The organism is Pelagicoccus mobilis (assembly GCF_016595505.1).
GTDB lineage: Bacteria > Verrucomicrobiota > Verrucomicrobiia > Opitutales > Opitutaceae > Pelagicoccus > Pelagicoccus mobilis.
In genome coordinates this window covers 236310-257654 of record NZ_JAENIL010000001.1, presented here as the reverse complement: position 1 = coordinate 257654, position 21345 = coordinate 236310, and the positions used below count along the sequence as shown (strand labels likewise).

The following is a 21345-nucleotide window of genomic DNA, read 5'->3' as shown; positions in this document are numbered from 1 at the left end:
AAGCACGCGTCCACAACTATTGGACAGTCTCTTGGAAAGACACGGTATCATATATGTTTGAGGACTTCCGAAGAATGGGTAGCTTCGGGGGGCATTTAAGTTAACACCCGCAACCCCAATGATCGCTATGAAGAACCTTACCCCCTTTGTGTTTCTTTTTGTTCTCACTGTTCACGCATTCCTTGATTCTCGAGCGGAAGCTTCGAGTGAGCCTGTACCAGAACCGCGGATTGCAGCGTTCGAGGATCTTGGGTTTGGAATGTTTGTCCACTGGGGGCTTTACTCGCAGCTCGGACAAGGGGAGTGGGCTCTGAAACTTCGGGAGATTCCTTTGGAGGAGTACGAGCCGCTGGCAGATACGTTTACTGCGGAGGACTTTGACGCGAGGGAGTATGCTAGATTCGCGAAGGCGGTGGGCGTGAAATACATCACCTTAACCTCTAGGCATCACGACGGTTTTTCGCTTTATGATACGAAGGGATTGAATGACTACGATGCTCCGCATTCCGCGGCCCAGCGTGACTTGATCAAGGAATTCGTAGAGGCTTGTCGTGCGGAGGGAATTGTTCCGTTTCTCTATCATACGACTCTGGATTGGCGTTGGAAGGGCAAGCGGACGGATCAGCTGAGCGAGGAGGAGTTCAATGAGTATTTGGACTACCTGCATGCTTCGATTGAGATCATCTGTACGAACTACGGGAAGATTGGCGGGGTTTGGCTCGATGGTGACTGGAGTCGCAAGGAGTCTGACTGGAAGCATGATCGCCTTTACGGGATCATCCGCAAGCATCAGCCAAATGCGATTATCGTAAACAATTCCGGGATACACCATGCTGGCAAACTGTCGCATCGAGAGGTTGATTCGGTCACCTTCGAGAATCAGGCGGCTAAGCCGATCGATCGTAGTGGATACGACAAGTATTTTGCGGGTGAGCAGTGCCACACCATGAACAACCATTGGGGGATAGGTAAGGACGACCTGAACTACAAGTCCCCGAAGGAGATCATCTATAGTCTGGCCAATTGCAGGAGGCTGGGGGTCAATTATCTTTTGAACATTGGACCTGAGGGGCAGGGGGCCATTGGCGAAATGGAGTCGGCGACGCTTAGGACGGTTGGCCGGTGGACCGAGACTTACGCGGATGCGCTGTACAAGGTGCGTCCTTACTCCGCTCACGTTGACGGCGATGACTTCATTGTGAAAGGCAAGGACGGTCACTACTATTGGTATGTTTACAACCTCTCGCGTAGGGGGAGTAAAAATGTGACGGTCCAAGGAAAAGTGGGGCCTGGGAAGCGAAGCGCTACCGGTTTTCTGTCCGCTGCGACATCCGTTGAATGGCTTGATAACGGCGAGTCCTTGGAGTTCGAGCAAGATGGGGAGCAGCTAGATGTATCGTTTAGTGGATACGCATACGGCGTGAACATGATCATCCGCGTGGCTCGAATTCGAGTCGATTAGCGTCGAGGCAGCGTTGAGGGAGGAGTCGTTTTGAGATTGGCGTCCGTTGTTGGGCTGAGTTCATAATATGAATAGTTGGGATTATAGTTATAAGTTTTCTTATTGACCCTTCTGTGCGAAAAGGGGATACCCGTGACGCTCGGTCCTTCGCGGACTGGTTTCCGAGTTCTGGCTCCCATCTAGCTCGGTGAAACATCTCCCCCAAACGTCATGACTTATTCCCGAGGAATTTCGCTAGCCTTTCGCTTGTTGTTGTTCTGCTTGAGCGCTCTTTACGCCTGCTGGTCTTCGCTTCAAGGACAGGCTCCACTGGTTTCGGAAGGCGAAGACGGGGCATTGCGATATGGTGTTTATGCGAATCGCGGGGAGACGGAGGCGAGGAATCGGATCCCGGACTTTTCTCGAAGTGGGTATCGGGGAGGCGGGATTAGCCTGCCTAGTGGACTGGTGGTGAGGGAGGAGATTGAAGCATCCGAGTCGGACCAGCGAGAGCTGATCCAGGCCGCGATCGATAGCGTGGCGGCTTTGCCGGTGGGTGAGGACGGCTTTAGGGGGGCTGTACTGTTGAAGGCGGGAAAGCACTTTGTGGAGGGATCGTTGGTCGTTGGTGCGGATGGAATTGTTTTGATGGGAGAGGGGCAGGACTTGGCGGAAAACGGCGGGACTGAATTGGTTGCGACGCTTGCGGAGAAGCATGACTTTATCAAAATAGCAGGAAGCTCGGATCTGGAGCTGGGACCGTCGCATGCGGTGCTTGACGGGTATGTGGGAACGGGGGACTACGATTTTCGTGTTGAGGGTGGCGGTTCGTTTCAGGTGGGGCAGCGTATCCAGGTGGTGATGACGCCCAATCAGCATTGGATCGATACGCTGGGAACAGGGCAATATGGTTGGACGGCGGACGGGTACGAGATCGCTTATGAGCGAACCATTGTGGAGATCGATGGGGATCGGCTCGTTCTTGACTCTCCCATGGTTCAGCCTATCCGCACGGAGTATGGGGGCGGCTTTGTAAGGACGATAGATCCGGTGAGGCGCGTTCGCTCTTGTGGCGTGGAGAATATGGTTATCACTTCGTCTTACGCGAGCGACGAGGACGAGGAGCATGGTTGGGTGGCTGTGTTGCTGGATCAAGCGGAGAACTGTTGGGTGAAGAATGTGACGTCTCGACATTTTGGTTACAGTTGTGTCGCGGTGAGAGGATCGTTTTTTTGCACGGTGCAAGAGTGCGCCGCTCTCGATCCCAAGTCGCAGGTGACCGGGGGAAGACGCTATTCGTTTTATCTGGAGCAGGGGTCGTCCTTTAATCTCTTTCAGAGATGCTATACCAGAGGAGGGCGGCATGACGTGGTAACGGGAAGTCGGGTGCCAGGACCGAACGTGTTTCTTGACTTTTATATCGATTCAAACACTTCGGATCCCGGACCACATCACCGCTATGCTACGGGTGTGTTATTCGACAACGTTCAGGCAAATGGATACGGGATGCGGGTGGAGAATCGGAAGGACTCTGGCTCAGGGCATGGATGGTCGGGGGCTCAGATTGTTTTCTGGAACTGCAAAGCTCCTGACTTCGTTTGCGATGCTCCGCCATCCGCGATGAACTTTAGCTTCGGTTTTGATGGGGAACAACGCGACGGATCATGGGGGCCGGAGGAGCCGAGTGGGCATATCGAAGCGGGTGATCCGCATGTAGCTCCAAGGAGCCTGTATCTCTCTCAGCTACGCGATCGCCTCGGTTGGGATGCGGTGTTGACTGTGGTTGATTGGAGGCAACTCAAGGGAGACATTTGGGGCGCTTTAGAAGCCTGGAAGGGGTTGGGGGCTTTGAGTGAGGCCGATGCAACCTCGTATTCGCTGTCGTTGCCGCAGTGGCTGGAGGAGTACGATTTTGAGCACGGGAATGTGTCTTACTCAAGTAGTGGAATTGTGGCGAGGGAGGCTTATCTCGGTGGCGTCGATCTCGTAGGGGGACATCCCATTCGTCTTGAGTCCATATGGATGAATTCGGAGTTCGGCTTGGCTCTTAATGTACAGTCTCGGCTAGGCTTGAGGTCTGCAGGTGTCGTGCTTGAGCAAAGCGATGATCTCGGTGTTTGGAGGCCGATTGAAGAAGTCGGATATCCGGTCTTGTCGGATGATGTAGTTGAAATAGGAGTACGAAAGCGGAGCTGGTTTATTTCCGAGGGAAATGGGGTGGCAGGCTTTTTTAGGCTCAGAGTGTCTGATTATTAGGTGGAATGAAAATTAAGGGGTTATTGGGCGTTCTTTTGTTTGTGGCCTGCTTGTGGGGCGATGTTGCGATAGCTGAGGATGGTGTGCGCAAGATAGCTATTGTTAAGGCTGACGACGTTCGTGGTGTATCCAATAAATGGGATGCCTTCTTTGCCGTCTCGAAGGAGCTGGGGATTCGTGTATCGGCGGGAGTTATTTGTAACTCCCTTGAGGCTGAAGGTGAGGGGTACCACGAATGGTTGAAGGGGTATCAATCGTCTGGATATGTTGAATTCTGGAATCATGGATGGGACCACCAGCGTTGGGAGTCGGAGAATGGTGACAGATTAAGCGAGTTCGGCGGTTCGGGGTATGCGCATCAGAAGAGGCATTTCGAGGATTCCCAGGCAATGATGGCTAGGGTGTTAGGCGTTCCTTCCATTGCTTTTGGTTCGCCTTACAACGCTTTTGATGCAGATACCGAACGTGTCCTGAGCGAGAATGAGGATGTTCGATTGCTCTTTAGCTACAGGCTGGAGGGTAAAGCGGGTAAGGCTATTCTTCCGATGCGGTTTAAAGGCGAACTCGATGGAACAGGTAAGCCGAACTTCGAGGCGTTTAAATCTGAATACGCATCGAAGAAAAGAGACGTCACGCTTACGGCCCTACAATTCCACCCGCTCTATTTTGAGGACGGCGGGCTGGAAGAGTACGCCAAGATCGTCGAGTTTATGCTGGCAGAGGGGTGGGTATTCGTTCTGCCGAGTGAATTCTTGGCGATGACTGAGTAGTGGGCTAGTGGCGTGACTTCATCCGGCTGCAGATCTGGATGCCGGGACCGTGTACGCCTTCGATGAGGATGCCTTCCACGTCGGCTGTCTTGGACGGTCCTGTGGCGAAGACGATGTAGGGATCATTTCCAAGGTCGTTCATCGCGTCGAAGAGTGTAGGGTAGATGGGGGCGTCGTCTGGGAGGACTGCGATGTGTATCCAAGGCGAGAGGGCTCCAAGGCGGCTGGAAGTTGATTGATCCTTGAGGATGATGGTGCCGGTTTCCGCGATGACTCCGGCGGCACGCGTGATGCCGAATTCGTAGGTGTCGATTTGGGAATCGTCGAGGCTGGTGTGGATCTCGATTCCAGATTGTTGGAGCCAAGGTTTTAGATCCGCCTTCAGTTCCGGGGCTACGTATCCAGCGGTGACCGATTCTTCTTTCAGGAGGCTGAGTAGGTCAGCACGTCCCTCGGTGCACTTGCCGTGCACTAGGTCGAAGCGTGTTTTAAATGCGTCCCAAAGCGCATCGCGATCGGTGTCGCTCGGCATTTGGGTGGTGCGGATCGTTTCGAGATCCCAGTCGGGAAGTGGAGTCCGTTTGCTGTCGGGGATGAGGTTGACGGCGTCTTCTATCGGTTTGAAAAATTCGCTCTTGTTCATGGCGTTTCGTAGTGGGGCGGTTTCTCTGCTTCGCTTACTTGTTCTTCTGGCGGTCCTTGAACCATTTGCGGAATTTGCCTCCTCGGAATGGGGGGAGGCTGCGTTCCTTGGCCCACGCTTGCACTGCGGGTACGGGGATTAGGTTGAGCGAGATGTAGTCCATCGCTTTACCAGCGCGGAGGGAGGTTTTCCACATGGCCGGGGTGCTGCAGAGTACGGACCAACCGGCCATGGATGGCGTGCCAGCGGAGGCCTTTTTGATGCCTTCCCGTTTTGCTTTGTTTCGGTGGCGGAGTAGGAGCTCGGGAAGGGGAATGTCGACTGGGCAGACTTCGTTGCACGCACCGCAAAGACTAGAGGCTTTGGGAAGGTCTGCATATTCTGGATACCGCTTGCCCGCGAGAAGTGGACTGAGGACAGCTCCGACTGGACCTGGGTAAACGGCACGGTAGGCGTGGCCGCTGGACTGGCGGTAGATCGGGCAGACGTTGAGGCAGGCACCGCAGCGGATACAGCGGAGGATCTCTTTAAATTCGCTGCCGAGGATATTGCTGCGCTCGTTGTCGAGGAAGATGACGTGCATGTTCTCAGGGCCGTCCGGTTGCGCCTCGGATTTTGGGCCGTTGATGAACTGCGTGTAGACGGTGAGCTGCTGGCCGGTGGCGGAGCGGGCGAGGAGGTTCAGCAGGACGGCGAGATCCTTGTCGCGGGGGACTACCTTCTCGATGCCGATGAGGGCAATGTGAGTCTTGTTGGCTGAGATGCAGAAACGGGCGTTGCCTTCGTTGGTGACGAGGGCGATGCGTCCGGTTTCTGCGGATACGAAGTTGCCGCCGGTGAGACCGACTTCTGCTTCGATGTATTTGTTGCGAAGGAAAGAGCGAGCTCGGCGGGTGATGGTTTGCGGATCGTCGTTGTAGTCGCCGAGGCCTGCCTTCTCGAAGGTATTGGCGATTTGCTTACGGTTTTTATGAACGATCGGCGTGACGATGTGAGAGGGCATATCGTCATCGAGCTGGACAATGAACTCTCCCAAGTCGCTCTCGATACTCTCGCAGCCGTTTTTTTCGAGGAACTTGTTCAGGTGGATCTCCTCGCTGACCATGCTCTTGGATTTGATGAGCTTGGTCGCGTTCACGCTGCGCATGATGTCGAGGATGATCTGGTTGGCGTCGTCGCCGGTTTTGGCGTAGTGGACTTTCGCTCCGTTGCCTTCGAGCTTTTCGATGGCGCTGCCTAAGTATTCCGGGAGATTCTCGAGCGTGTGCTGCTTTATCTGTCCGGCGAGCTTTCGGATGTCGTCCGGTGCGGCGAAACTCTGAGTGAGCGAGTCGAGTCGCTTATCGTATTTAGCCTTGCTGCCGACGTAGACAGATTCGCGGATTTCGGGAGGGAGGTCGCGAGCAAAAGCGTCGATGGGTTGTTTGGTCTTCATTGGGAGAGTGGTAGGGCGGTCTCGCCGAGACCGCCGTGGTGAAATTTTGATCTGGGCTCTGCGGCTGCCTCGGCGATGCAGCCCTACCTCAAGGCGATCTGCCTACTTCGCGTTGCGCAGGGCTTTCATTAGGATTTCGGAGACGTGCAGTTTGTTGAACTGACGGCCTTGTTTGTTGGCGATGCCGGAAAGGTGCATCATGCAGGCCATGTCGACGGCTCCGACGATGTCGGGCTTGTCGGCGGTGAGTTTCTCGATTTTGAGCTTACCCATGGAGACCGAGGTGTTGGGGTAGGCAACTGAGAAGGTGCCGCCGAATCCGCAACATTGTTCGGACTCGTCGAACTCGATGAGCTCCACCCCTTCGATGGAGGAGAGGAGTTTCACTGCGGATTGGTAGGTTTGGGTGCCGCGGGTGTGGCAGGAGCGGTGGAGGGAGATTTTTGCGTCGAAGCGACCTGGCCAGCTCTCGATGCCGAGGCCATTGACGAGAAAGTCGCAAAGTTCCCATGAGCTTTTGGCGAAGGTCTGAGCGGTCGAGAGATCGTCCTCTTTTTCGAAAGCCAAGTCGTAGCCGTGGGAGATCATGTGTGAGCAAGAGCCGGAGGGGAGGATGGTTGGCTTGCTGGAGTCGAAGGTCCGGCAGGTGTGGCGAGCCACTTTACGAGTGGAGTCCCAATCGCCTGAATTGAAGGCTGGCTGGCCGCAGCAGGTTTGAGCTTCGGGCACCTCGACGGTGCATCCAACATGTTCGAGGACCTCAACGGTGGCCTGTGCGACGCTGTCGAAGAAAGTGTCGCAGAGGCAGGTCATCATGAGCTGCACTTGAGTGCCGGTGACGCGATCGGTTGCTAGCATGTTGGGAAATCTGTGTTTTGTGTGGTTTTCGAAGAATAGCCTATTCGGCGTAAATGATTTGGGTGCCTTGTTCTTCCAGGCTATGGAGCAGAGGGTGCTCTGCTTCGCTGGTGGTCACGAAGGTGTTGATCTGATCGCACTGGGCGAAGAAGTAGTCGGAAGCCGCACCGAGCTTGCTGGGATCGGCCAGCAGGATGGCGTTGGCGCAACGGGGGATTACGAAGTCCTTGATGTGGGCTTGGGCTTCGTTGACCTCGCTGACTCCGCGGATTTCGTCGATGCCGTTGCCTGAAAAGAAGGCTTTGTCGATACGGTAGCGGCGGAGTGTGGCGATGGCAGCTGGCCCGATAAAGGAGTGTGATTGGCGGTCGAGAACGCCCCCGGAGAGGATAACTTCAATCTCCGGATATCCAGATAACTCGCTGAGTACCAATGCAGAGTTGGTAATCACGGTCGTTCCGGAGAGTGCCTGCGGGTGCGTAGCCAGCTGGAGAGCGGTGGAGCTGGCGTCTATGAATATACGGTCGCCCGGGTTTACCAGCTGAGCGGCAGCCTTGGATATGAGCTGCTTCGGTTCTATGTTCTGGATGCTGCGTTCTTCAAACGAGCGGTCCTTTATTAATTGCTGCGCCGCGACAGCCCCGCCGTGAGTACGGCGGAGGCGATCTTCCTTTTCCAGTTTCTCCAGATCGCGGCGGATCGTTTCGTCGGTTACATTGAGCTGCTGAGCGAGCTCAACCGTGCGTACACCGCCTTCTTTTTCTATCTGGTCGAGGATTGCTTGGTGTCTAGTTGCGGCGATCATTTGTGGAAAAATCTGTGATTATGTTGGTTAATTTGGATTTAATGATTGATTCGTCAAAGAAAAAGCAACAAAACCAAAGATAAAACCACATCGGTTCCCACTTTTTCAGCATGCAAAGTACCCAAATTTCTAAATCAATCGAGGATCTTGTCCGGCAAAGCGTCTATCGCCAGCTGGGATTGGACGGGTCCAAGGCTTCGTCTGCTCCCAATAAACTGCTGGTTAACATCAGCGCTCGCCACTGCCACCTGACGCAGGAAGCGGTTGAGATTCTCTTTGGTAAGGGCCACCAGCTCACTCCTAAGAAGTGGCTTTATCAAGATGGCCAGTATGCAGCGGAGGAGGCAGTGACGCTGATCGGTCCTCGCAGCCGCATCATTTCCAACCTTCGTATCCTCGGTCCTTGTCGCGATTTCAACCAAGTCGAAATCGCCTACACTGATGCGCGTGCCCTCGGTTTTGATGTGCCGGTCCGCAACTCGGGCGACATCGCTGGCACGCCAGGCTGCATGTTGATGGGGCCAAAAGGCTACCTCAAGCTCGATGAAGGTGTGATCCGTGCCGCGATCCACGTGCACATGTCTCCGGAAGACGCGGAGCACTACGGCGTGAAGGACAAGGATTTCATGCAGCTCAAGGTGCATGGCGAATGTGGTCTGACCTTCGACCGCGTTTTTGTGCGCGTTCACCCAGACTTTAAGTTGGAGGTACACCTCGACACCGATGAAGGCAATGCCTGCGGTTTGAGCGAGAACACTCCCTGCGAACTCAAGAAAAGCTAATCCAATCTGTAATCAGTTTATAACTACGAAAAATTAACCCATAAAATCATGAGTGAATCAATCGGAACCATAGAAACCAAGGGCTTCGTCGGTAGTGTCGAAGCAAGCGACGCAATGGCTAAGGCTGCTGGCGTAGAAATCGTTAAGCAGGTGCAAATCGGCGCTGGTTTTCTGACAGTCATCGTCAAGGGCGATGTTGGCAGCGTTAAGGCTGCAGTTGAGGCAGGCGCGGAAGCGGCCAGCCGAGTAGGAGAGCTCGTTAGCTCTAACATCATCGCGCGTCCTCACGGCGATCTGCTCAAGCAGTTCGACTTCTAGTCTCGGCCAACGCGGTTTTCAGATAACCTTTTAAAAAGAGAATTATACACATGGCTTCACAAGCACTCGGAATGATCGAAACAAAGGGCCTCGTTGCTCTTATCGAAGCGGCGGATGTCGCTCTTAAGTCTGCAGACGTCAAGATGACGGGCTGGCAGAAGGTTGGCAGCGGTCTCGCTTGCGGCATCTTTACTGGCGACGTCGCTTCCATCAAGGCAGCGGTAGACGCAGGCGCGGAAGCGGCTTCCCGTATCGGCGAAGTTGTATCCGTACAAGTGATCGCTCGTCCTCACGAAGATCTCGGCAAGCTCGGTAGCTTCATTGGTTAGTAACCAGTTCGTAGATACGATTAATCCTCTCCTCATTTCGCGTGAAGATTCTAGTAGCTAACCTAGGTTCAACCTCGTTCAAGTACTCGCTGTACAACGGCGATGAGAGTTCGCTCTCGCTCGTTGCTCGCGGTGGATACGAGCGCGTGACCGATTATGGAGCGACTATTCGTGACGCGCTTTCCTCCATGCAGGCGGAAGGGCACATCGACTCGGTAGACTCCATCGATGCGGTTGGCTTCAAGACTGTTCTCGGCTTTGAGAAGACTGGCTGCGTGGCAGCGGACGAAAGTGTAGTGGCCGACCTTCGCGCCTCTGCGGAACTCGCTCCTGCTCACAATCCGGCGTATGCGAACGGAATCGAACAGTTTGCGAAAGAGATGCCCAAGGCGCAGCTCGTCGCTCTGTACGAAACTGCATTCTACCAGTGGGCTTCTGCTGCGAGCCGTCGTTACGCGGTACCAAAGGCTTGGTACGAAGCGGGCGTGCGTCGCAATGGATTCCACGGCGCGAGCCACAAGTTCGTGGCGGAGCGTTCTGCGGAATTGCTCGGTCGCGAGGATGTCGCGGATCGCGTGCGTAACCTCTACGTCGGCGGACACGAATCGTTTGAAGGTCAGCCGCTGCGTGTTGTTTCTTGCCATTTGGGTGGAAGCAGCTCGGTGACTGGCATCAAGAACGGTGTCGCCATCGATACCAGTATGGGCCTCAGCCCGCAAAGCGGTCTTCCGCAAAACAATCGCGTCGGCGATCTCGATTCCATGGCGGTGACTTACGTCATGAAGAAGCTCGGACTGAGCATCGAGGAAGTTGAACGTCAGCTTACCAAGGAGTCCGGCTTGCTCGGTCTTTCTGGGAAGAGCAACGACGTGCGCGACATTTGGGAAGCGGTTGAAGCAGGGGACAAGGACGCGGAGCTCGCGCTCGACAGTCTCGTGTATGGAATCCGTCAGTACGTCGGTTCCTACATGTTTCAGCTCGGTGGTCTCGACGCTCTCGTGTTTACGGCAGGTATCGGCGAGAACGATACAGGAGTACGCGAACGTGTTTGCCAAGGACTCGAGGATCTCGGGCTCAAGCTCGATCTCGAAAAGAACGCCAACACGCGGGGTGAGGAAACTTGCATCAGCGCGGAAGACAGCCGGATCAAGGTCTACGTGATCCCAGCCAACGAGGAACTCGTGATCGCTCGCGAGACCAGTCGTTTTCTATCTCACAACAAGTGAATCAATCTCACGAAACTCTCAAAAAATCTTAAGCAATTATTATCATGAAACAGGCAATCGGAATTCTCGAAACTAAAGGTCTTACCGCTCTCATCTCTGGCACCGACGCAATGCTCAAGGCTGCGGACGTACAGGTGGCTGGTCCCGTCAAGAACGTGGGTAGCGCGATGGTGAGCGTAACCGTCGAGGGCAACGTCGCTGCAGTTAAGGCTGCGATCGAGTCTGGCGTAGAAGCCGCTCAAGCGGTTGGCGAAGTATTGAGCGCTCACGTGATCGCTCGCCCAAGCGAAGGTGTCGCTGCGGTACTCCCAAAACCTGCTAAGGCTGCTCCTGCTCGCCGAACTTCAAAATAGGACCGCGAGGCCATGTTCGTCGCAAAGGTAATCGGCCAGGTCGTGGCGACTAAGAAAGAGGAAACTCTTCGCGGTCGACGACTCGCCATGCTCCGCCCCCTGCTTGCGGATCCCGACAATCCGAAGGCTTTCATCGAAGGAAGCCAGACGATCGTCGCGATAGATACGCTCGGGGCTGGTACCGGAGAGGTAGTCCTCTTCGTGCAGGGCAGCTCTGCACGTCAGGTCGAAGGCCTGAAGGCTGTGCCAGTCGACGCGTCGATCGTGGGGATTGTGGACTCGGTCAGCGTGCTGGGCGAAGAGACCTATCAAAGCGGAAATAAATAATGAATCAGCAGATCATTTCAGCAGTGGTGAGTGAAGTGCTCGCCAAGATTAAGGAGGAAAACGTAAATGGCAGCGTCGCAGCTCCCGCCATCGTTTCTGCATCCTCCAAGCGTATGGGTGTTTTCGATACCGCGGAGCAAGCCGCTCAAGCCGCTCAACAGGGCCAAGCCCAGCTGCGCGAGAAGGGCATCGCTACCCGCGTCGAGATCATCGACCTCGTTAAGAGCATTTGTAGCGAGAAGGCGGACGAGTGGGGTAAGCTCGAGTTCGCGGAAACTCAGATCGGTCGCCTCGATCACAAGATCGCGAAGCTTCACGGTATTAAGGATATTCCAGGTATCGAGTGGCTCAACCCGTACAGCCTCAGTGGTGACAACGGGATCATGATGGAGGAATACGCTCCATTTGGCGTCATCGCCGCGATCACTCCTGTCACTCACTCCATCCCAACCATCTCTGGTAACATCGTGAGCATGGTAGCTGCGGGTAACGGTGTTGTTTTCAACGCTCACCCAGGTGGTGCTGCCTGTGCTGCCGATGCGGTCGCTTACTTCAACGAAGCGATCTATCGCAAGACGGGTATCGCAAACTTGGTGACGATCATCGAGAAGCCAACGCTCGACTCCTTCAACGACCTTTGCGCATCTTCGGAAATCGACTTGATGTGTGTTACTGGCGGTCCAGCGGTCGTGAATGCAGCGATGCAAAGCGGCAAGCGCGCGATTTGCGCGGGTCCTGGGAATCCACCGGTCGTAGTAGACGAAACAGCGGATCTCGATAAGGCGGCTCGCGATATCATCCTCGGTGGTGGGTTCGACAACAACCTGCTCTGTATCGGTGAGAAACAAGTCTTCGTAGTCGACTCGGTTTACTCGCAGTTCGTCGAAGCCTTCAAGCGTGCTGGCGCTCACTTCCTGCCAAAGGAAAACGTGAAGAAGCTCGCTAGCGAAGTGTTCACTTACAAGGAAGACGGCGGAGGTTGCTCGCACCCTGTATTGAATCGCGACTACGTTGGCGCGGACGCAACTGTTCTCGCTAAGGTCGCAGGTTCAAGCGCTCCAGCCGGTACTGAAGTTGTCTTCGGTGAGTGCCCAGGTGATTGCCCGTTCGTCGAGGAAGAGCAGATGATGCCGATGATCCCGGTTGTCCGTGCTCGTGACGTCGATGAGGCGATCGAGATGGCCTACCAGTCGGAACACGGCTACCGCCACTCCGCGATCATGCACTCCAAGAATTTGGATAACCTCACCAAGATGGGCCAGAAGATGGACTGTACGCTTTTCGTTAAGAATGGCGCTAGCATCGCCGGTCTCGGAATGGGTGGCCATGGTTACTCCAACTTCTCCATCGCGACGACGACTGGCGAAGGCATCGTTACTACTCAGACTTTCACGCGCAAACGTCGCTGCGTGATGGTGAACAACCTGAACATCATCCGGTGATCTTAGGACAAGTAGTCGGAAACGTAACTGCAGCGGTATGCCATCCTGGCTTGGATGGCGCCCGTTTGCTCCTGTGCGAAGTCTTGGATGACCAAGGCGTCGGCACAGGGCGTATCGTAGGTACGACCGACTTTCTTGGCGCGGGTGATGGCGATCAGGTTTTGATCAACGCTGACGGCGATGCCGTACAGCTTTATGTTAAAGACGAGGAAGCCCCATTGCGTAACATCTCGATGGGCATCGTCGACGAACTAGAAGGAGGCGACGCGTGAGATTCGGCAAGGTAGTCGGACGCGTCGTGCTCAGCCAAACCTTGGACGCCCTAGCGGGTGCCCGTTGGTTGATGGTTAAGCCACTTAGCCGCGCCCAGTTCATGGATGCGGAAAGCAAGGAGTCCTCAAGCGAACCCAGCGTTGTTGTTTACGACAAGCTCGGTGCGGGAGTAGGGGACATCGTAGGATTCACGGAAGGGGGCGAGGCGATGCTTCCTCTTCCATATGGTACGCCAGTCGACTCATACTGCGCGCTCATCGTCGATCGTATCAATTTCTTCGGTACGAAATAGAATTTAAGAACACAGAACATCTCACACGGAATTTGTTATGAAAAAAGTACTCACAGCAAGTGATGTCGAAGCTCTCATCAAGCAAGGGAAGGGTGCTGCGGATATCCCAGCCGGAACAATCCTGACGCCATCGGCGAAGGACCTTCTCAAAAAGGGTAGCAGCCCAGTCTCATCGTTCTCCGCTGCTAAACCTGCAGCGGCTTCAGCTGCCCCTGTAGGAAACGCAACGATGACTGATCACGAACTCTTCGGCGTGCCAGTGATTCCTGAATACGAGTACAGATGGACGGAAGGTAAGGACCCGCAGACTCGCGATGAAATTCGTGCCTTCTACTTCTCTCCAGAGATCACCGCGGTGCGCCAACGCATGGCCGATATGGGACGCCGCATGTGGGAGCGTGAATACACAGACGGTAATGGTGGTAACTTGACTGTTCGTGTTGGGGACAATCTCGTCCTTTGTACGCCAACTCTTATCTGTAAGGGCTTTATGAAGGCGGACGACATGGCTTTGATCGATCTTGATGGTAATCAGATCGCAGGTCGTTTGAAGCGTACCAGTGAGGCGATGACTCACTTGGCGATCATGAAGCGTCAGCCCAAGGCAAAGGCCTGCTGTCACGCTCACCCACCACACGCGACAGCTTACGCAGTAGCGAAGGTCCAGCCACCAACATGCTTGATCCCAGAAGCGGAAGTTTTCCTCGGCGAGATCGGCATGGCGGAATACCGTACCCCTGGCTCTCCAGAGAATGCGGAAGAAGTGGGTACTGCTGCAATCGATCACATGTCCGTGCTCATGATCAACCACGGTGTGATCTGCTGGGGCAAGGACATCGAGGACGCTTACTGGAAGATGGAGAACACCGAGTCCTACTGTAAGACTGTTTGGGTGGCATCGATGCTTGGCAAACCGCTCGAGCCGATCAAGGCGACTGAAGCAAAGACACTCATCGAGCTCCGTAAGTCTCTAGGAATGGATGATAAGCGTGAAAGCTGGAAGGAGTGCGAACTCTGTGATAACTCCGACTTCCGCCCCGGTTTCTTCACCAGTGCAAACAATGGTGCGTCCTGTGACATCTCCTGCGGATGCAGTGGTAGTGACTCCGCTAGCACAGCAGACGCGGAAGATCTGATTAAAACGATTACTGCCGAAATCCAAAGCCAACTAGGCCGCTAGGAGTTTCGAAAGTCTCGCGACTTGTACGTGTCTCTTCGCTCGGTACGCTACGAGAGAGTGTAGCGAATCTCGCGAGAGATTCGACTCAGCCATCTCTAAAAATTCCAACCAATCTCGAAATTATGAATACGTTTTCCTCCAAGAAAGAACCCATTCGCGTCGCAGTAACAGGAGCTGCCGGTAACATTGGCTACGCTCTGCTTTTCCGTATCGCTTCCGGACAGATGTTCGGAGCGGACCAGCCTGTTGCTCTCAACCTCATCGAAATCGAGCCAGGCATGAAAGCGCTCAAGGGCGTTGCCATGGAGCTCGACGACTGCGCATTTCCGCTCGTGACTGAGATAGTGCAGACAGATGATCTGAACGTTGGTTTCAAGGACGTTGATTGGGCGCTGCTCGTTGGCTCAGTACCGCGCAAGGCAGGTATGGAGCGTGCGGATCTGCTCGGTATCAATGGTAAGGTTTTTGTTGGTCAAGGTAAGGCGATCAACGATAACGCGAAGCCAAGTGTGCGTGTTGTGGTAGTTGGCAACCCATGTAACACCAATGCCCTAATCGCGATGAAGAGCGCTCCGGACATTCCAAACGAGCAGTTCTTCGCGATGACACGTCTTGACGAGAATCGCGCCAAGACTCAGCTCGCTCAGAAGGCAGGTGTTCCCGTTAAGGAAGTTACCGAGCTCGCTATCTGGGGCAACCACAGCCCAACAATGTATCCAGATTTCGAAAACGCGAAGATCGGCCGTAAGAAGGTAACTGAAGTGATCGCTGACCAAGCTTGGTTGCGTGATACTTTTGTTCCGGATGTGGGGCAACGCGGTAAGGCGATCATCGAAGCACGTGGTGCATCCTCGGCCGCTTCTGCTGCAAACGCTGTTGTGGATACCGTGCGTGATCTTTCAAACCCAAGCCGTGGTGAAATCCACAGCGTCTGTGTTGTATCCTCTGGAGAGTATGGCACACCTGCTGGCATCATCACTTCGCTTCCGATCCGCGTCGACGGTGCAGGCAAGTGGCGCGTAGTAGAAGGTATCTCTCTTTCCGAATACGCGAAGGAAAAGATCGCTGCGTCGAACGCGGAACTGCTCGAAGAGCGTGAGGTGGCCTTTGGCGAACTCGGTCTGAGCATCTAACAAAATTTGTCTTAGGTTGGTCCCGTAAAACGGGCTAAGTAGAGCTCGTCCCTCTGATGTTTGGGTCGTTGGAGGGGCGGCTCTGCTGTTCTTAAGCTATATATTAAAGTATCTGATTGAAGACGCTCCCAGAAACGTAACTTAAAATGGATACGACTGATATTTCTAAAATCGTTCAGGAAGTGCTTCGAAACAAGGGACTGATTGGTCCTGGAAGTTCTACGGCAAAGCCTCCTGCTCAAACAATTGCTTCCGCCGCGGCCGTCCCTTCTAGTGCGAAATCGGGGCGTGCCGCGGTTCTTGTCGAACCCAAGAAGCTCGAGATTCGCGAGTTTCCGCTACGCGAAATAGGACCGGACGAGATTCTGGTGAAGGTGGAAGCTTGTGGTGTTTGCGGCACGGATGTGCATTGCTACAAGTCCGACCCGTTTGGACTTACTCCGAACGTGCTGGGGCATGAAGGGACGGGCGAAGTCATTCAAGTCGGCGCTAACATCAAGATGGATAGCGTCGGCAAGGAGGTGAAGGTAGGGGATAAGATTGTCACCAGCTTGATGGAGACCTCTCCGGATTGCCTGATCGCCAAGTACAATCCCGCTAAGGCGAACCTCAGCGATGACTTGAAGGTCTATGGTCTGCTTCCGGACGAACCGAACAACCACTTCAATGGTTACTTTGGCGAGTACCTGATCATTCGCCCGGGATCTTCATTCTTCGTGGTAAACGACATGAGTGTGGAGCTTCGCTGCTTGATCGAGCCGGCGGCGGTGGTTTGCCATGCTCTTGAGCGAGCGAAGAGCTGTGGCGGCAATCGTTTGAATTTCCGTTCTCGCATCGTGGTGCAGGGCTGTGGCCCGATTGGGCTTCTGATGATTGCGGTTCTCCGTACGCATGGCGTGAACAACATCATTGCCCTCGATGGGAATCCGGGGCGCTTGGCGATGGCGAAGTCGCTCGGAGCGGACGAGACCATCAACTACAAGGAGTATGCAAGTGCCGACGAAATCGCGGACAAGGTGAGGAGTCTCACTAAGGGACTAGGGGCTCACTGGGGCTTCCAGGTCACGGGTGTTCCTGTCGCTCATGCAAATCTCTACAAGATGATTCGCCGTGGCGGCGGTATTTGCGAGGTGGGCCACTTTGTCGATGGCGGCGAGTGCGCGATTAACCCGCACCGCGACATTTGCGCGAAAGAAATTACACTCGTGGGCAGCTGGGTGTATAACAGTTTTGAATACCCGAACGCCTATCACTTCCTGCAACGGGCGGAGCGAATCGGGTTACCCGTTACATCGATCATCACGCATAAATTCCCGCTAGAGAAGATCGATGAGGCCTTTCAGACCAATCTCCGCCAAGAAGGCGTGAAGGTGATGATCGAAGTATAGCTTTGTATGTTGTCTATTGACGGTGGGGGTGTAGTGATGTGCACCCCCACTTTATGAGGAGCATCTCTAATTGGGAGTATTAGTTGCGGTGCTTTGGTGGGCGTGTTGGCTGTAGGGGAAATCTCGTAATTTGGGGGCATCACGTGGTCCCAAGAATGAGGGGCTTTGGAATTCGTTCCTTAGGACAGATGTGTCCTATTCTTACGATTTTGTCGCAGTATCTAGGATTTTGGTACAGATGGCCTAGTGATTGATCAAAATTTGATAACGTTTTCGGGGCGATTTGTGAGAGAATAAGGGTGGTTTTGAAATGATCGCGGAGACGGAGTCGCTGTTGCTCCTCGGCCATTCTTTCAAATCCGACTCATAATAACCCTCAGGCGTTTCGAGCGCCTGCCCAAAAATAACCTCAATTAAAGGAAAGTTTTCCGTTTTGAATAATAATCTTTCTCGTCGCAGTTTTCTGTCAAAAAGCGCTGTCGCCGGAGCGGGAGTGCTCATACTCCCATCGGGTTCCCTGTTTGGAAAGAACCGCCCCGGTAATAAGCTGAACATAGCGCTTATCGGTTGTTGGGGCAGAGCTCAGGCTCACTTCAATATGCTGGACCAGGAGAATGTGGTCGCTCTCTGCGATGTAAACTCCAGGGCTTTGGGTGCGGCTGCCAAGAGATACCCCAAGGCGAAGCATTACAAAGACTGGCGTAAGTGTCTGGATCAAAAGGATCTCGATGCGATCGTGGTCTGTACGCCCGACCACCACCACGCTTTCATTTCCATCTGGGCGATGAATCGCGGTCTGCATGTTTACGGCGAAAAGCCATTGGCGAACAGTGTCGAGGAAGCTCGTCTCGTTCGTGAAACCTATATCGCGAACCGGAGCAAGGTCGCGACCCAGTGTGGTACTCAACGCCACTTCGATCCGAATTTCGCGTACATCCGGGAATTGATCCACGAAGGCGCGATTGGCGACCTGAAGGATGTGCATGCTTGGGGCAACCGTTATCACAACAAGACCAGCTACCCGAAGGCGACTGGTTCAGCTCCGGACTTCATCGATTGGGACCTATGGGTTGGTCCGTCGCCAATGCATCCGTTCAGCGAGGACTATTTCATCGCTCGCGATTGGCGTTCAGGCAAGGAAACGCATTCTTACTTCAATGCGGATCCGAAGACCTGGCCACGAGGTTCTAACTGTCTCTCTTGGAACATGTACCGTGACTTCGGCAACTGGCAGATCGGCGATATGGGAAGCCATACCATGGATTTAGCGTTCAATCCACTCGACGCTGATTATCCGATTTCAGCCCAGGCGGAGGGCGAGCCTTACAATCCGGAGGTTTCTCCCTCTCGTATGAGCTCCAGCTGCATCAATCCTGCCAATGAATGGAGAGGAGCGATCCGCGTTTCATGGCACCAAGGTGGAAACCGTCCCAAGAACCCGCTCAAATACGTCGATCTAGGTCAAATCGGCCACGGAGCCTTGTTCAAGGGATCGAAGGGATTCATCGTCGCAGACTTCACAACCCGCACTGTTATTCCATACGGAAAGGCTGCGGACTTGTCCTACTATGATTCGACTAAGATCAAGGTGCGTGAGAGAAAGGTGGCCAACTTTAGCGAAGAGTGGACTCATGCCTGTAAGACGGATCTCCAGACTTCGTGTAACTTCGACTATTCGGGTGTTATGATCGAGCAGTTGCTGCTTGGCTCAGTCGCCTTCGATGTCGGCAAAAAGCTCGAGTACAACGCGAAGAAAATGGAAGTCACCAACAGTCCTGAGGCGAATCGTCTTCTGCGGAAAGAGTACCGCAAGGGCTGGGTTCTCAACGGTTAGTTAGTCGCACATTAATTTGCGAGCGTTCGGGCTGAAGCCTGAACGCTCTTTTTTGGTTCATGACCCTTTGCAGTGGAAGAGAACCCAACCGTCCCGCCTTTAGGCGGCAACTCTCACCAAAGGGAACCGATAAGCCCGCTGAAGCGGGAACCCCAACAGTCTCGCCTCAAGCAGCAATCCACTGGACTTGGTGATGAACCGCTTTTTTGTGAGCCGGGGATTCCGTCGCTATTGGTTTTGTAGGGTAGGAGGACTTTGGTATTCAGAGCAGATTGAGCACGGATATTGCCGTTTTCTGAAGGTCAAAGGTGTATCGGTGAGTGTACTACAAGGAAGTAGCAGTATTGGCGGCAAGAATCAGTGGAACGAGGGGGCAGGAGGAGCTGGATGATAGGCACTTATCGCAGCAGGCGCCCTTGGTTGTTTAGGCAGCCCATGCCCCGCGTGGCGCGGTGGTGGTTCGATCCTGCGAGCGTGTGGGACTCAAGGTTCCTCAAGATGTCGCGGTGCTTGGAGCGTAGTCGGGTGGATATCGTGTTGAGACGTTTGGAGGAGTTGGGAACGCATTGCTCGATTCGTTCCAAAGCGTTATTTATCAAACAAAAGCTGGAAGGACTGAGTCTAAGCCTGCAGCATGCAAAAGAATTTTGGTCCGACGAATCTCGGACGAACGGAAGAAAAGAATCCATCATTATGAATTTCTGTATACTACCTGCCGGTGCCTGGGGTACAGCCGTTGCGATCCATTTGGATGCGCTTGGTGAGAACGTGACGCTCGTGCCTCGCGAGGAGAGCCAAGCCGAGCGAATGAGGGAAACGCGTGAGAACGAGGAATTTTTGGCAGGGTATCCTTTGGGTGAGACCATGACCGTGACTCACGAGTATCAGCCAGCCCTGGGGGAAGCGGATGTTTGCATCATCGCTGCTCCGACTAAGTTTTTGCGTAATGTTTGTCGGGAGATTCGTGAATCACTCGCTCAAAACTCCAGTGGGAAACTGAAGCTCATTTTGACCCTGACGAAGGGGGTTGAAGAGGGAACCCAGCAGTTCCCTTACGAGGTGATCCAGGAAGAGCTGCCGGGCTATGCGGTTGGAACTCTGAGTGGTCCCACGTTTGCGAGCCAAGTGGCGGGTCACCAGCCTTCGGCTATCGTGCTAGCCAGTACCCTCGAGGGCGGGGAGGCTGAAGAGATTCAGAAGGCGATGAGCGGGCCGGCTTTGCGCGTTTATCGCTCGAGCGACCTCAAGGGAGTCTCGTTGGGCGGCTCGCTCAAGAACGTCTACGCGATTGCATCCGGGTGCTGTGATGGACTGGGTCTCACGGATAATGCCAAGGCAGCGCTTCTCACTCGCTCTTTGGCGGAAATGCACCGGATCGGAACGGCTCTGGGCGGAGAGACGGCGACTTTCTATGGCTTGAGCGGAATGGGCGACCTCGTTCTCACCTGTAATGGTCAGGAAAGCCGGAATCGTACCTTTGGTGAGTTGATTGCTACGGGCGTGACGATCGACGAGCTGATCAACGAGCGGAAGATGACAGTCGAGGGATACAAGACCTGTCTTGGGTACCACAAGCTTTGCCAAGAGAAGGGCATCGACGCTCCGATCATCGAACAAATCTACGAGACGCTCTACAATGGCGTAAGTCCTAAGGATGGTATCGAGCGTTTGATGACGCGGGATTTGAAGGCGGAATCGCTATAGATTCTCTTTTTTCAAGGTAACCGATTTCTCGATACAGGTCTGCTTTATATTTGATCGTTTCTCCGGGGCGGCGATTTTGGTTCCTTTGTTCGGCTCGGATTCGTTTCCCTTGTCTAGTACGCAGTTTGCCTGGAGTTGGGATCTTTAGTTTAGTCGATTTAGGATGATGAGGATGGCAACGACGAGGGAGGCGAGAGAAAGGATGAGAACCGCTCCGGCGGCGATGTCTTTGACGCGTCGGATACGCTCGCTTTTCTCTTCGGTGACTTCGTTGGCCAGTTCCTCGATTGCGGTGTTGATCGCTTCTGCTGCGAGTACGCTTCCGATACACAGGATAACGGCTATCCATTCGAATCGCGTGAACTGTAGAATCAGCCCAACGACGATAATCGCGAGGGCTGCAAGGCATTGGAGTTTCGCGTTTGCTCCTAGGGCAATGAACTCTCGAATCCCTCGAAGCGCGTGAGCGAAGGATTGTATCCTATTTTTCAATGCAAGTGGTCTTGTGTGGTGTTGGAGAAAACAGTTACAGTTACTCTTCTCTGCGATTGGCTAT

General features: G+C 54.1%; 22 protein-coding genes. 17 read left to right on the top strand and 5 right to left on the bottom strand.

Going from position 1 to position 21345, the window contains the following annotated elements:
• The first annotated feature begins 127 nt into the window (after positions 1–127).
• The 3 genes from JIN87_RS00795 (at position 128) to JIN87_RS00785 (ending at position 4467) form a co-directional block, all read left to right on the top strand.
• Entirely contained in the window at positions 128–1462 is a 1335-nt protein-coding gene (locus tag JIN87_RS00795) for an alpha-L-fucosidase (protein WP_200353593.1), read from the top strand.
• Positions 1463–1672: 210 nt separating this feature from the next.
• Positions 1673–3697 (top strand): hypothetical protein, encoded by a 2025-nt coding sequence (locus tag JIN87_RS00790; protein WP_200353592.1) that lies wholly within the window; start codon positions 1673–1675, stop codon positions 3695–3697.
• Positions 3698–3702: 5 nt separating this feature from the next.
• Positions 3703–4467, top strand: a complete 765-nt coding sequence (locus JIN87_RS00785) for a DUF2334 domain-containing protein (protein ID WP_200353591.1) — start codon at positions 3703–3705, stop codon at positions 4465–4467.
• A gap of 4 nt (positions 4468–4471) precedes the next feature.
• Here JIN87_RS00785 and JIN87_RS00780 read toward each other — a convergent pair whose 3' ends face one another.
• The 4 genes from JIN87_RS00780 to JIN87_RS00765 all read right to left on the bottom strand — a co-directional run bounded on the left by JIN87_RS00780 (position 4472) and on the right by JIN87_RS00765 (position 8208).
• Positions 4472–5110, bottom strand: coding sequence for a LutC/YkgG family protein (locus JIN87_RS00780; protein WP_200353590.1), 639 nt, complete (start codon positions 5108–5110; stop codon positions 4472–4474).
• A 34-nt stretch (positions 5111–5144) separates the two neighbouring features.
• Positions 5145–6545 carry a LutB/LldF family L-lactate oxidation iron-sulfur protein gene (locus tag JIN87_RS00775; protein WP_200353589.1) on the bottom strand — a complete coding sequence of 467 codons (1401 nt, stop codon included), beginning with the start codon at positions 6543–6545 and terminating at the stop codon, positions 5145–5147.
• A gap of 102 nt (positions 6546–6647) precedes the next feature.
• The gene (locus tag JIN87_RS00770; RefSeq protein ID WP_200353588.1) at positions 6648–7403 is read right to left on the bottom strand and encodes a (Fe-S)-binding protein; all 756 of its coding nucleotides are present in this window, start codon (positions 7401–7403) and stop codon (positions 6648–6650) included.
• Between the two features lie 40 nt (positions 7404–7443).
• Positions 7444–8208 carry a DeoR/GlpR family DNA-binding transcription regulator gene (locus tag JIN87_RS00765; RefSeq protein ID WP_200353587.1) on the bottom strand — a complete coding sequence of 255 codons (765 nt, stop codon included), beginning with the start codon at positions 8206–8208 and terminating at the stop codon, positions 7444–7446.
• Between the two features lie 110 nt (positions 8209–8318).
• Between JIN87_RS00765 and pduL the strand changes: the two genes are divergently transcribed.
• The 14 genes from pduL (at position 8319) to JIN87_RS00695 (ending at position 20789) form a co-directional block, all read left to right on the top strand.
• A complete protein-coding gene (pduL, locus tag JIN87_RS00760) occupies positions 8319–8990 on the top strand; it encodes a phosphate propanoyltransferase (RefSeq protein WP_200353586.1) in 672 nt (223 codons plus the stop codon).
• 48 nt (positions 8991–9038) lie between these two features.
• On the top strand, positions 9039–9308 hold the full coding sequence (locus JIN87_RS00755) for a BMC domain-containing protein (RefSeq protein ID WP_200353585.1): 270 nt from the start codon (positions 9039–9041) through the stop codon (positions 9306–9308).
• 50 nt (positions 9309–9358) lie between these two features.
• Positions 9359–9637 (top strand): BMC domain-containing protein, encoded by a 279-nt coding sequence (locus JIN87_RS00750; protein WP_200353584.1) that lies wholly within the window; start codon positions 9359–9361, stop codon positions 9635–9637.
• A gap of 41 nt (positions 9638–9678) precedes the next feature.
• On the top strand, positions 9679–10863 hold the full coding sequence (locus tag JIN87_RS00745; protein ID WP_200353583.1) for an acetate/propionate family kinase: 1185 nt from the start codon (positions 9679–9681) through the stop codon (positions 10861–10863).
• Positions 10864–10907: 44 nt separating this feature from the next.
• On the top strand, positions 10908–11216 hold the full coding sequence (locus tag JIN87_RS00740; protein WP_200353582.1) for a BMC domain-containing protein: 309 nt from the start codon (positions 10908–10910) through the stop codon (positions 11214–11216).
• A 12-nt stretch (positions 11217–11228) separates the two neighbouring features.
• The gene (locus JIN87_RS00735) at positions 11229–11543 is read left to right on the top strand and encodes a EutN/CcmL family microcompartment protein (protein ID WP_200353581.1); all 315 of its coding nucleotides are present in this window, start codon (positions 11229–11231) and stop codon (positions 11541–11543) included.
• The gene (locus JIN87_RS00730; RefSeq protein ID WP_200353580.1) at positions 11543–12985 is read left to right on the top strand and encodes an aldehyde dehydrogenase; all 1443 of its coding nucleotides are present in this window, start codon (positions 11543–11545) and stop codon (positions 12983–12985) included. The genes JIN87_RS00735 and JIN87_RS00730 overlap by 1 nt, the downstream gene beginning before the upstream one ends.
• Positions 12982–13257: a EutN/CcmL family microcompartment protein gene (locus tag JIN87_RS00725; protein ID WP_200353579.1), complete on the top strand. Its 276-nt coding sequence runs from the start codon at positions 12982–12984 to the stop codon at positions 13255–13257. The genes JIN87_RS00730 and JIN87_RS00725 overlap by 4 nt, the downstream gene beginning before the upstream one ends.
• Positions 13254–13550: a EutN/CcmL family microcompartment protein gene (locus tag JIN87_RS00720; RefSeq protein WP_200353578.1), complete on the top strand. Its 297-nt coding sequence runs from the start codon at positions 13254–13256 to the stop codon at positions 13548–13550. The genes JIN87_RS00725 and JIN87_RS00720 overlap by 4 nt, the downstream gene beginning before the upstream one ends.
• Positions 13551–13587: 37 nt before the next feature.
• Positions 13588–14730 carry a class II aldolase/adducin family protein gene (locus JIN87_RS00715; protein WP_200353577.1) on the top strand — a complete coding sequence of 381 codons (1143 nt, stop codon included), beginning with the start codon at positions 13588–13590 and terminating at the stop codon, positions 14728–14730.
• 122 nt (positions 14731–14852) lie between these two features.
• On the top strand, positions 14853–15863 hold the full coding sequence (locus JIN87_RS00710) for a malate dehydrogenase (protein WP_200353576.1): 1011 nt from the start codon (positions 14853–14855) through the stop codon (positions 15861–15863).
• Between the two features lie 146 nt (positions 15864–16009).
• Positions 16010–17251, top strand: coding sequence for a zinc-dependent alcohol dehydrogenase (locus JIN87_RS00705; RefSeq protein ID WP_200353575.1), 1242 nt, complete (start codon positions 16010–16012; stop codon positions 17249–17251).
• Positions 17252–17684: 433 nt separating this feature from the next.
• Positions 17685–19085 (top strand): Gfo/Idh/MocA family protein, encoded by a 1401-nt coding sequence (locus JIN87_RS00700; protein ID WP_200353574.1) that lies wholly within the window; start codon positions 17685–17687, stop codon positions 19083–19085.
• 693 nt (positions 19086–19778) lie between these two features.
• Complete coding sequence (locus JIN87_RS00695; RefSeq protein WP_200353573.1) at positions 19779–20789, top strand: NAD(P)H-dependent glycerol-3-phosphate dehydrogenase; 1011 nt, start codon at positions 19779–19781, stop codon at positions 20787–20789.
• 144 nt (positions 20790–20933) lie between these two features.
• On the opposite strand, the gene JIN87_RS00690 is transcribed toward JIN87_RS00695, so the two are convergent.
• Positions 20934–21281, bottom strand: a complete 348-nt coding sequence (locus JIN87_RS00690) for a diacylglycerol kinase family protein (protein ID WP_200353572.1) — start codon at positions 21279–21281, stop codon at positions 20934–20936.
• Positions 21282–21345 lie beyond the last annotated feature (64 nt).

Coding starts and splice junctions, on each gene's coding strand:
- JIN87_RS00740 (WP_200353582.1), top strand. CDS start 10,908: ATGAAACAGGCAATCGGAATTCTCGAAACTAAAGGTCTTACCGCTCTC.
- JIN87_RS00715 (WP_200353577.1), top strand. CDS start 13,588: ATGAAAAAAGTACTCACAGCAAGTGATGTCGAAGCTCTCATCAAGCAA.
- JIN87_RS00695 (WP_200353573.1), top strand. CDS start 19,779: ATGAATTTCTGTATACTACCTGCCGGTGCCTGGGGTACAGCCGTTGCG.
- JIN87_RS00795 (WP_200353593.1), top strand. CDS start 128: ATGAAGAACCTTACCCCCTTTGTGTTTCTTTTTGTTCTCACTGTTCAC.
- JIN87_RS00770 (WP_200353588.1), bottom strand. CDS start 7,403: ATGCTAGCAACCGATCGCGTCACCGGCACTCAAGTGCAGCTCATGATG.
- JIN87_RS00750 (WP_200353584.1), top strand. CDS start 9,359: ATGGCTTCACAAGCACTCGGAATGATCGAAACAAAGGGCCTCGTTGCT.
- JIN87_RS00710 (WP_200353576.1), top strand. CDS start 14,853: ATGAATACGTTTTCCTCCAAGAAAGAACCCATTCGCGTCGCAGTAACA.
- JIN87_RS00735 (WP_200353581.1), top strand. CDS start 11,229: ATGTTCGTCGCAAAGGTAATCGGCCAGGTCGTGGCGACTAAGAAAGAG.
- JIN87_RS00755 (WP_200353585.1), top strand. CDS start 9,039: ATGAGTGAATCAATCGGAACCATAGAAACCAAGGGCTTCGTCGGTAGT.
- JIN87_RS00790 (WP_200353592.1), top strand. CDS start 1,673: ATGACTTATTCCCGAGGAATTTCGCTAGCCTTTCGCTTGTTGTTGTTC.
- JIN87_RS00780 (WP_200353590.1), bottom strand. CDS start 5,110: ATGAACAAGAGCGAATTTTTCAAACCGATAGAAGACGCCGTCAACCTC.
- JIN87_RS00705 (WP_200353575.1), top strand. CDS start 16,010: ATGGATACGACTGATATTTCTAAAATCGTTCAGGAAGTGCTTCGAAAC.
- pduL (WP_200353586.1), top strand. CDS start 8,319: ATGCAAAGTACCCAAATTTCTAAATCAATCGAGGATCTTGTCCGGCAA.
- JIN87_RS00765 (WP_200353587.1), bottom strand. CDS start 8,208: ATGATCGCCGCAACTAGACACCAAGCAATCCTCGACCAGATAGAAAAA.
- JIN87_RS00775 (WP_200353589.1), bottom strand. CDS start 6,545: ATGAAGACCAAACAACCCATCGACGCTTTTGCTCGCGACCTCCCTCCC.
- JIN87_RS00730 (WP_200353580.1), top strand. CDS start 11,543: ATGAATCAGCAGATCATTTCAGCAGTGGTGAGTGAAGTGCTCGCCAAG.
- JIN87_RS00785 (WP_200353591.1), top strand. CDS start 3,703: ATGAAAATTAAGGGGTTATTGGGCGTTCTTTTGTTTGTGGCCTGCTTG.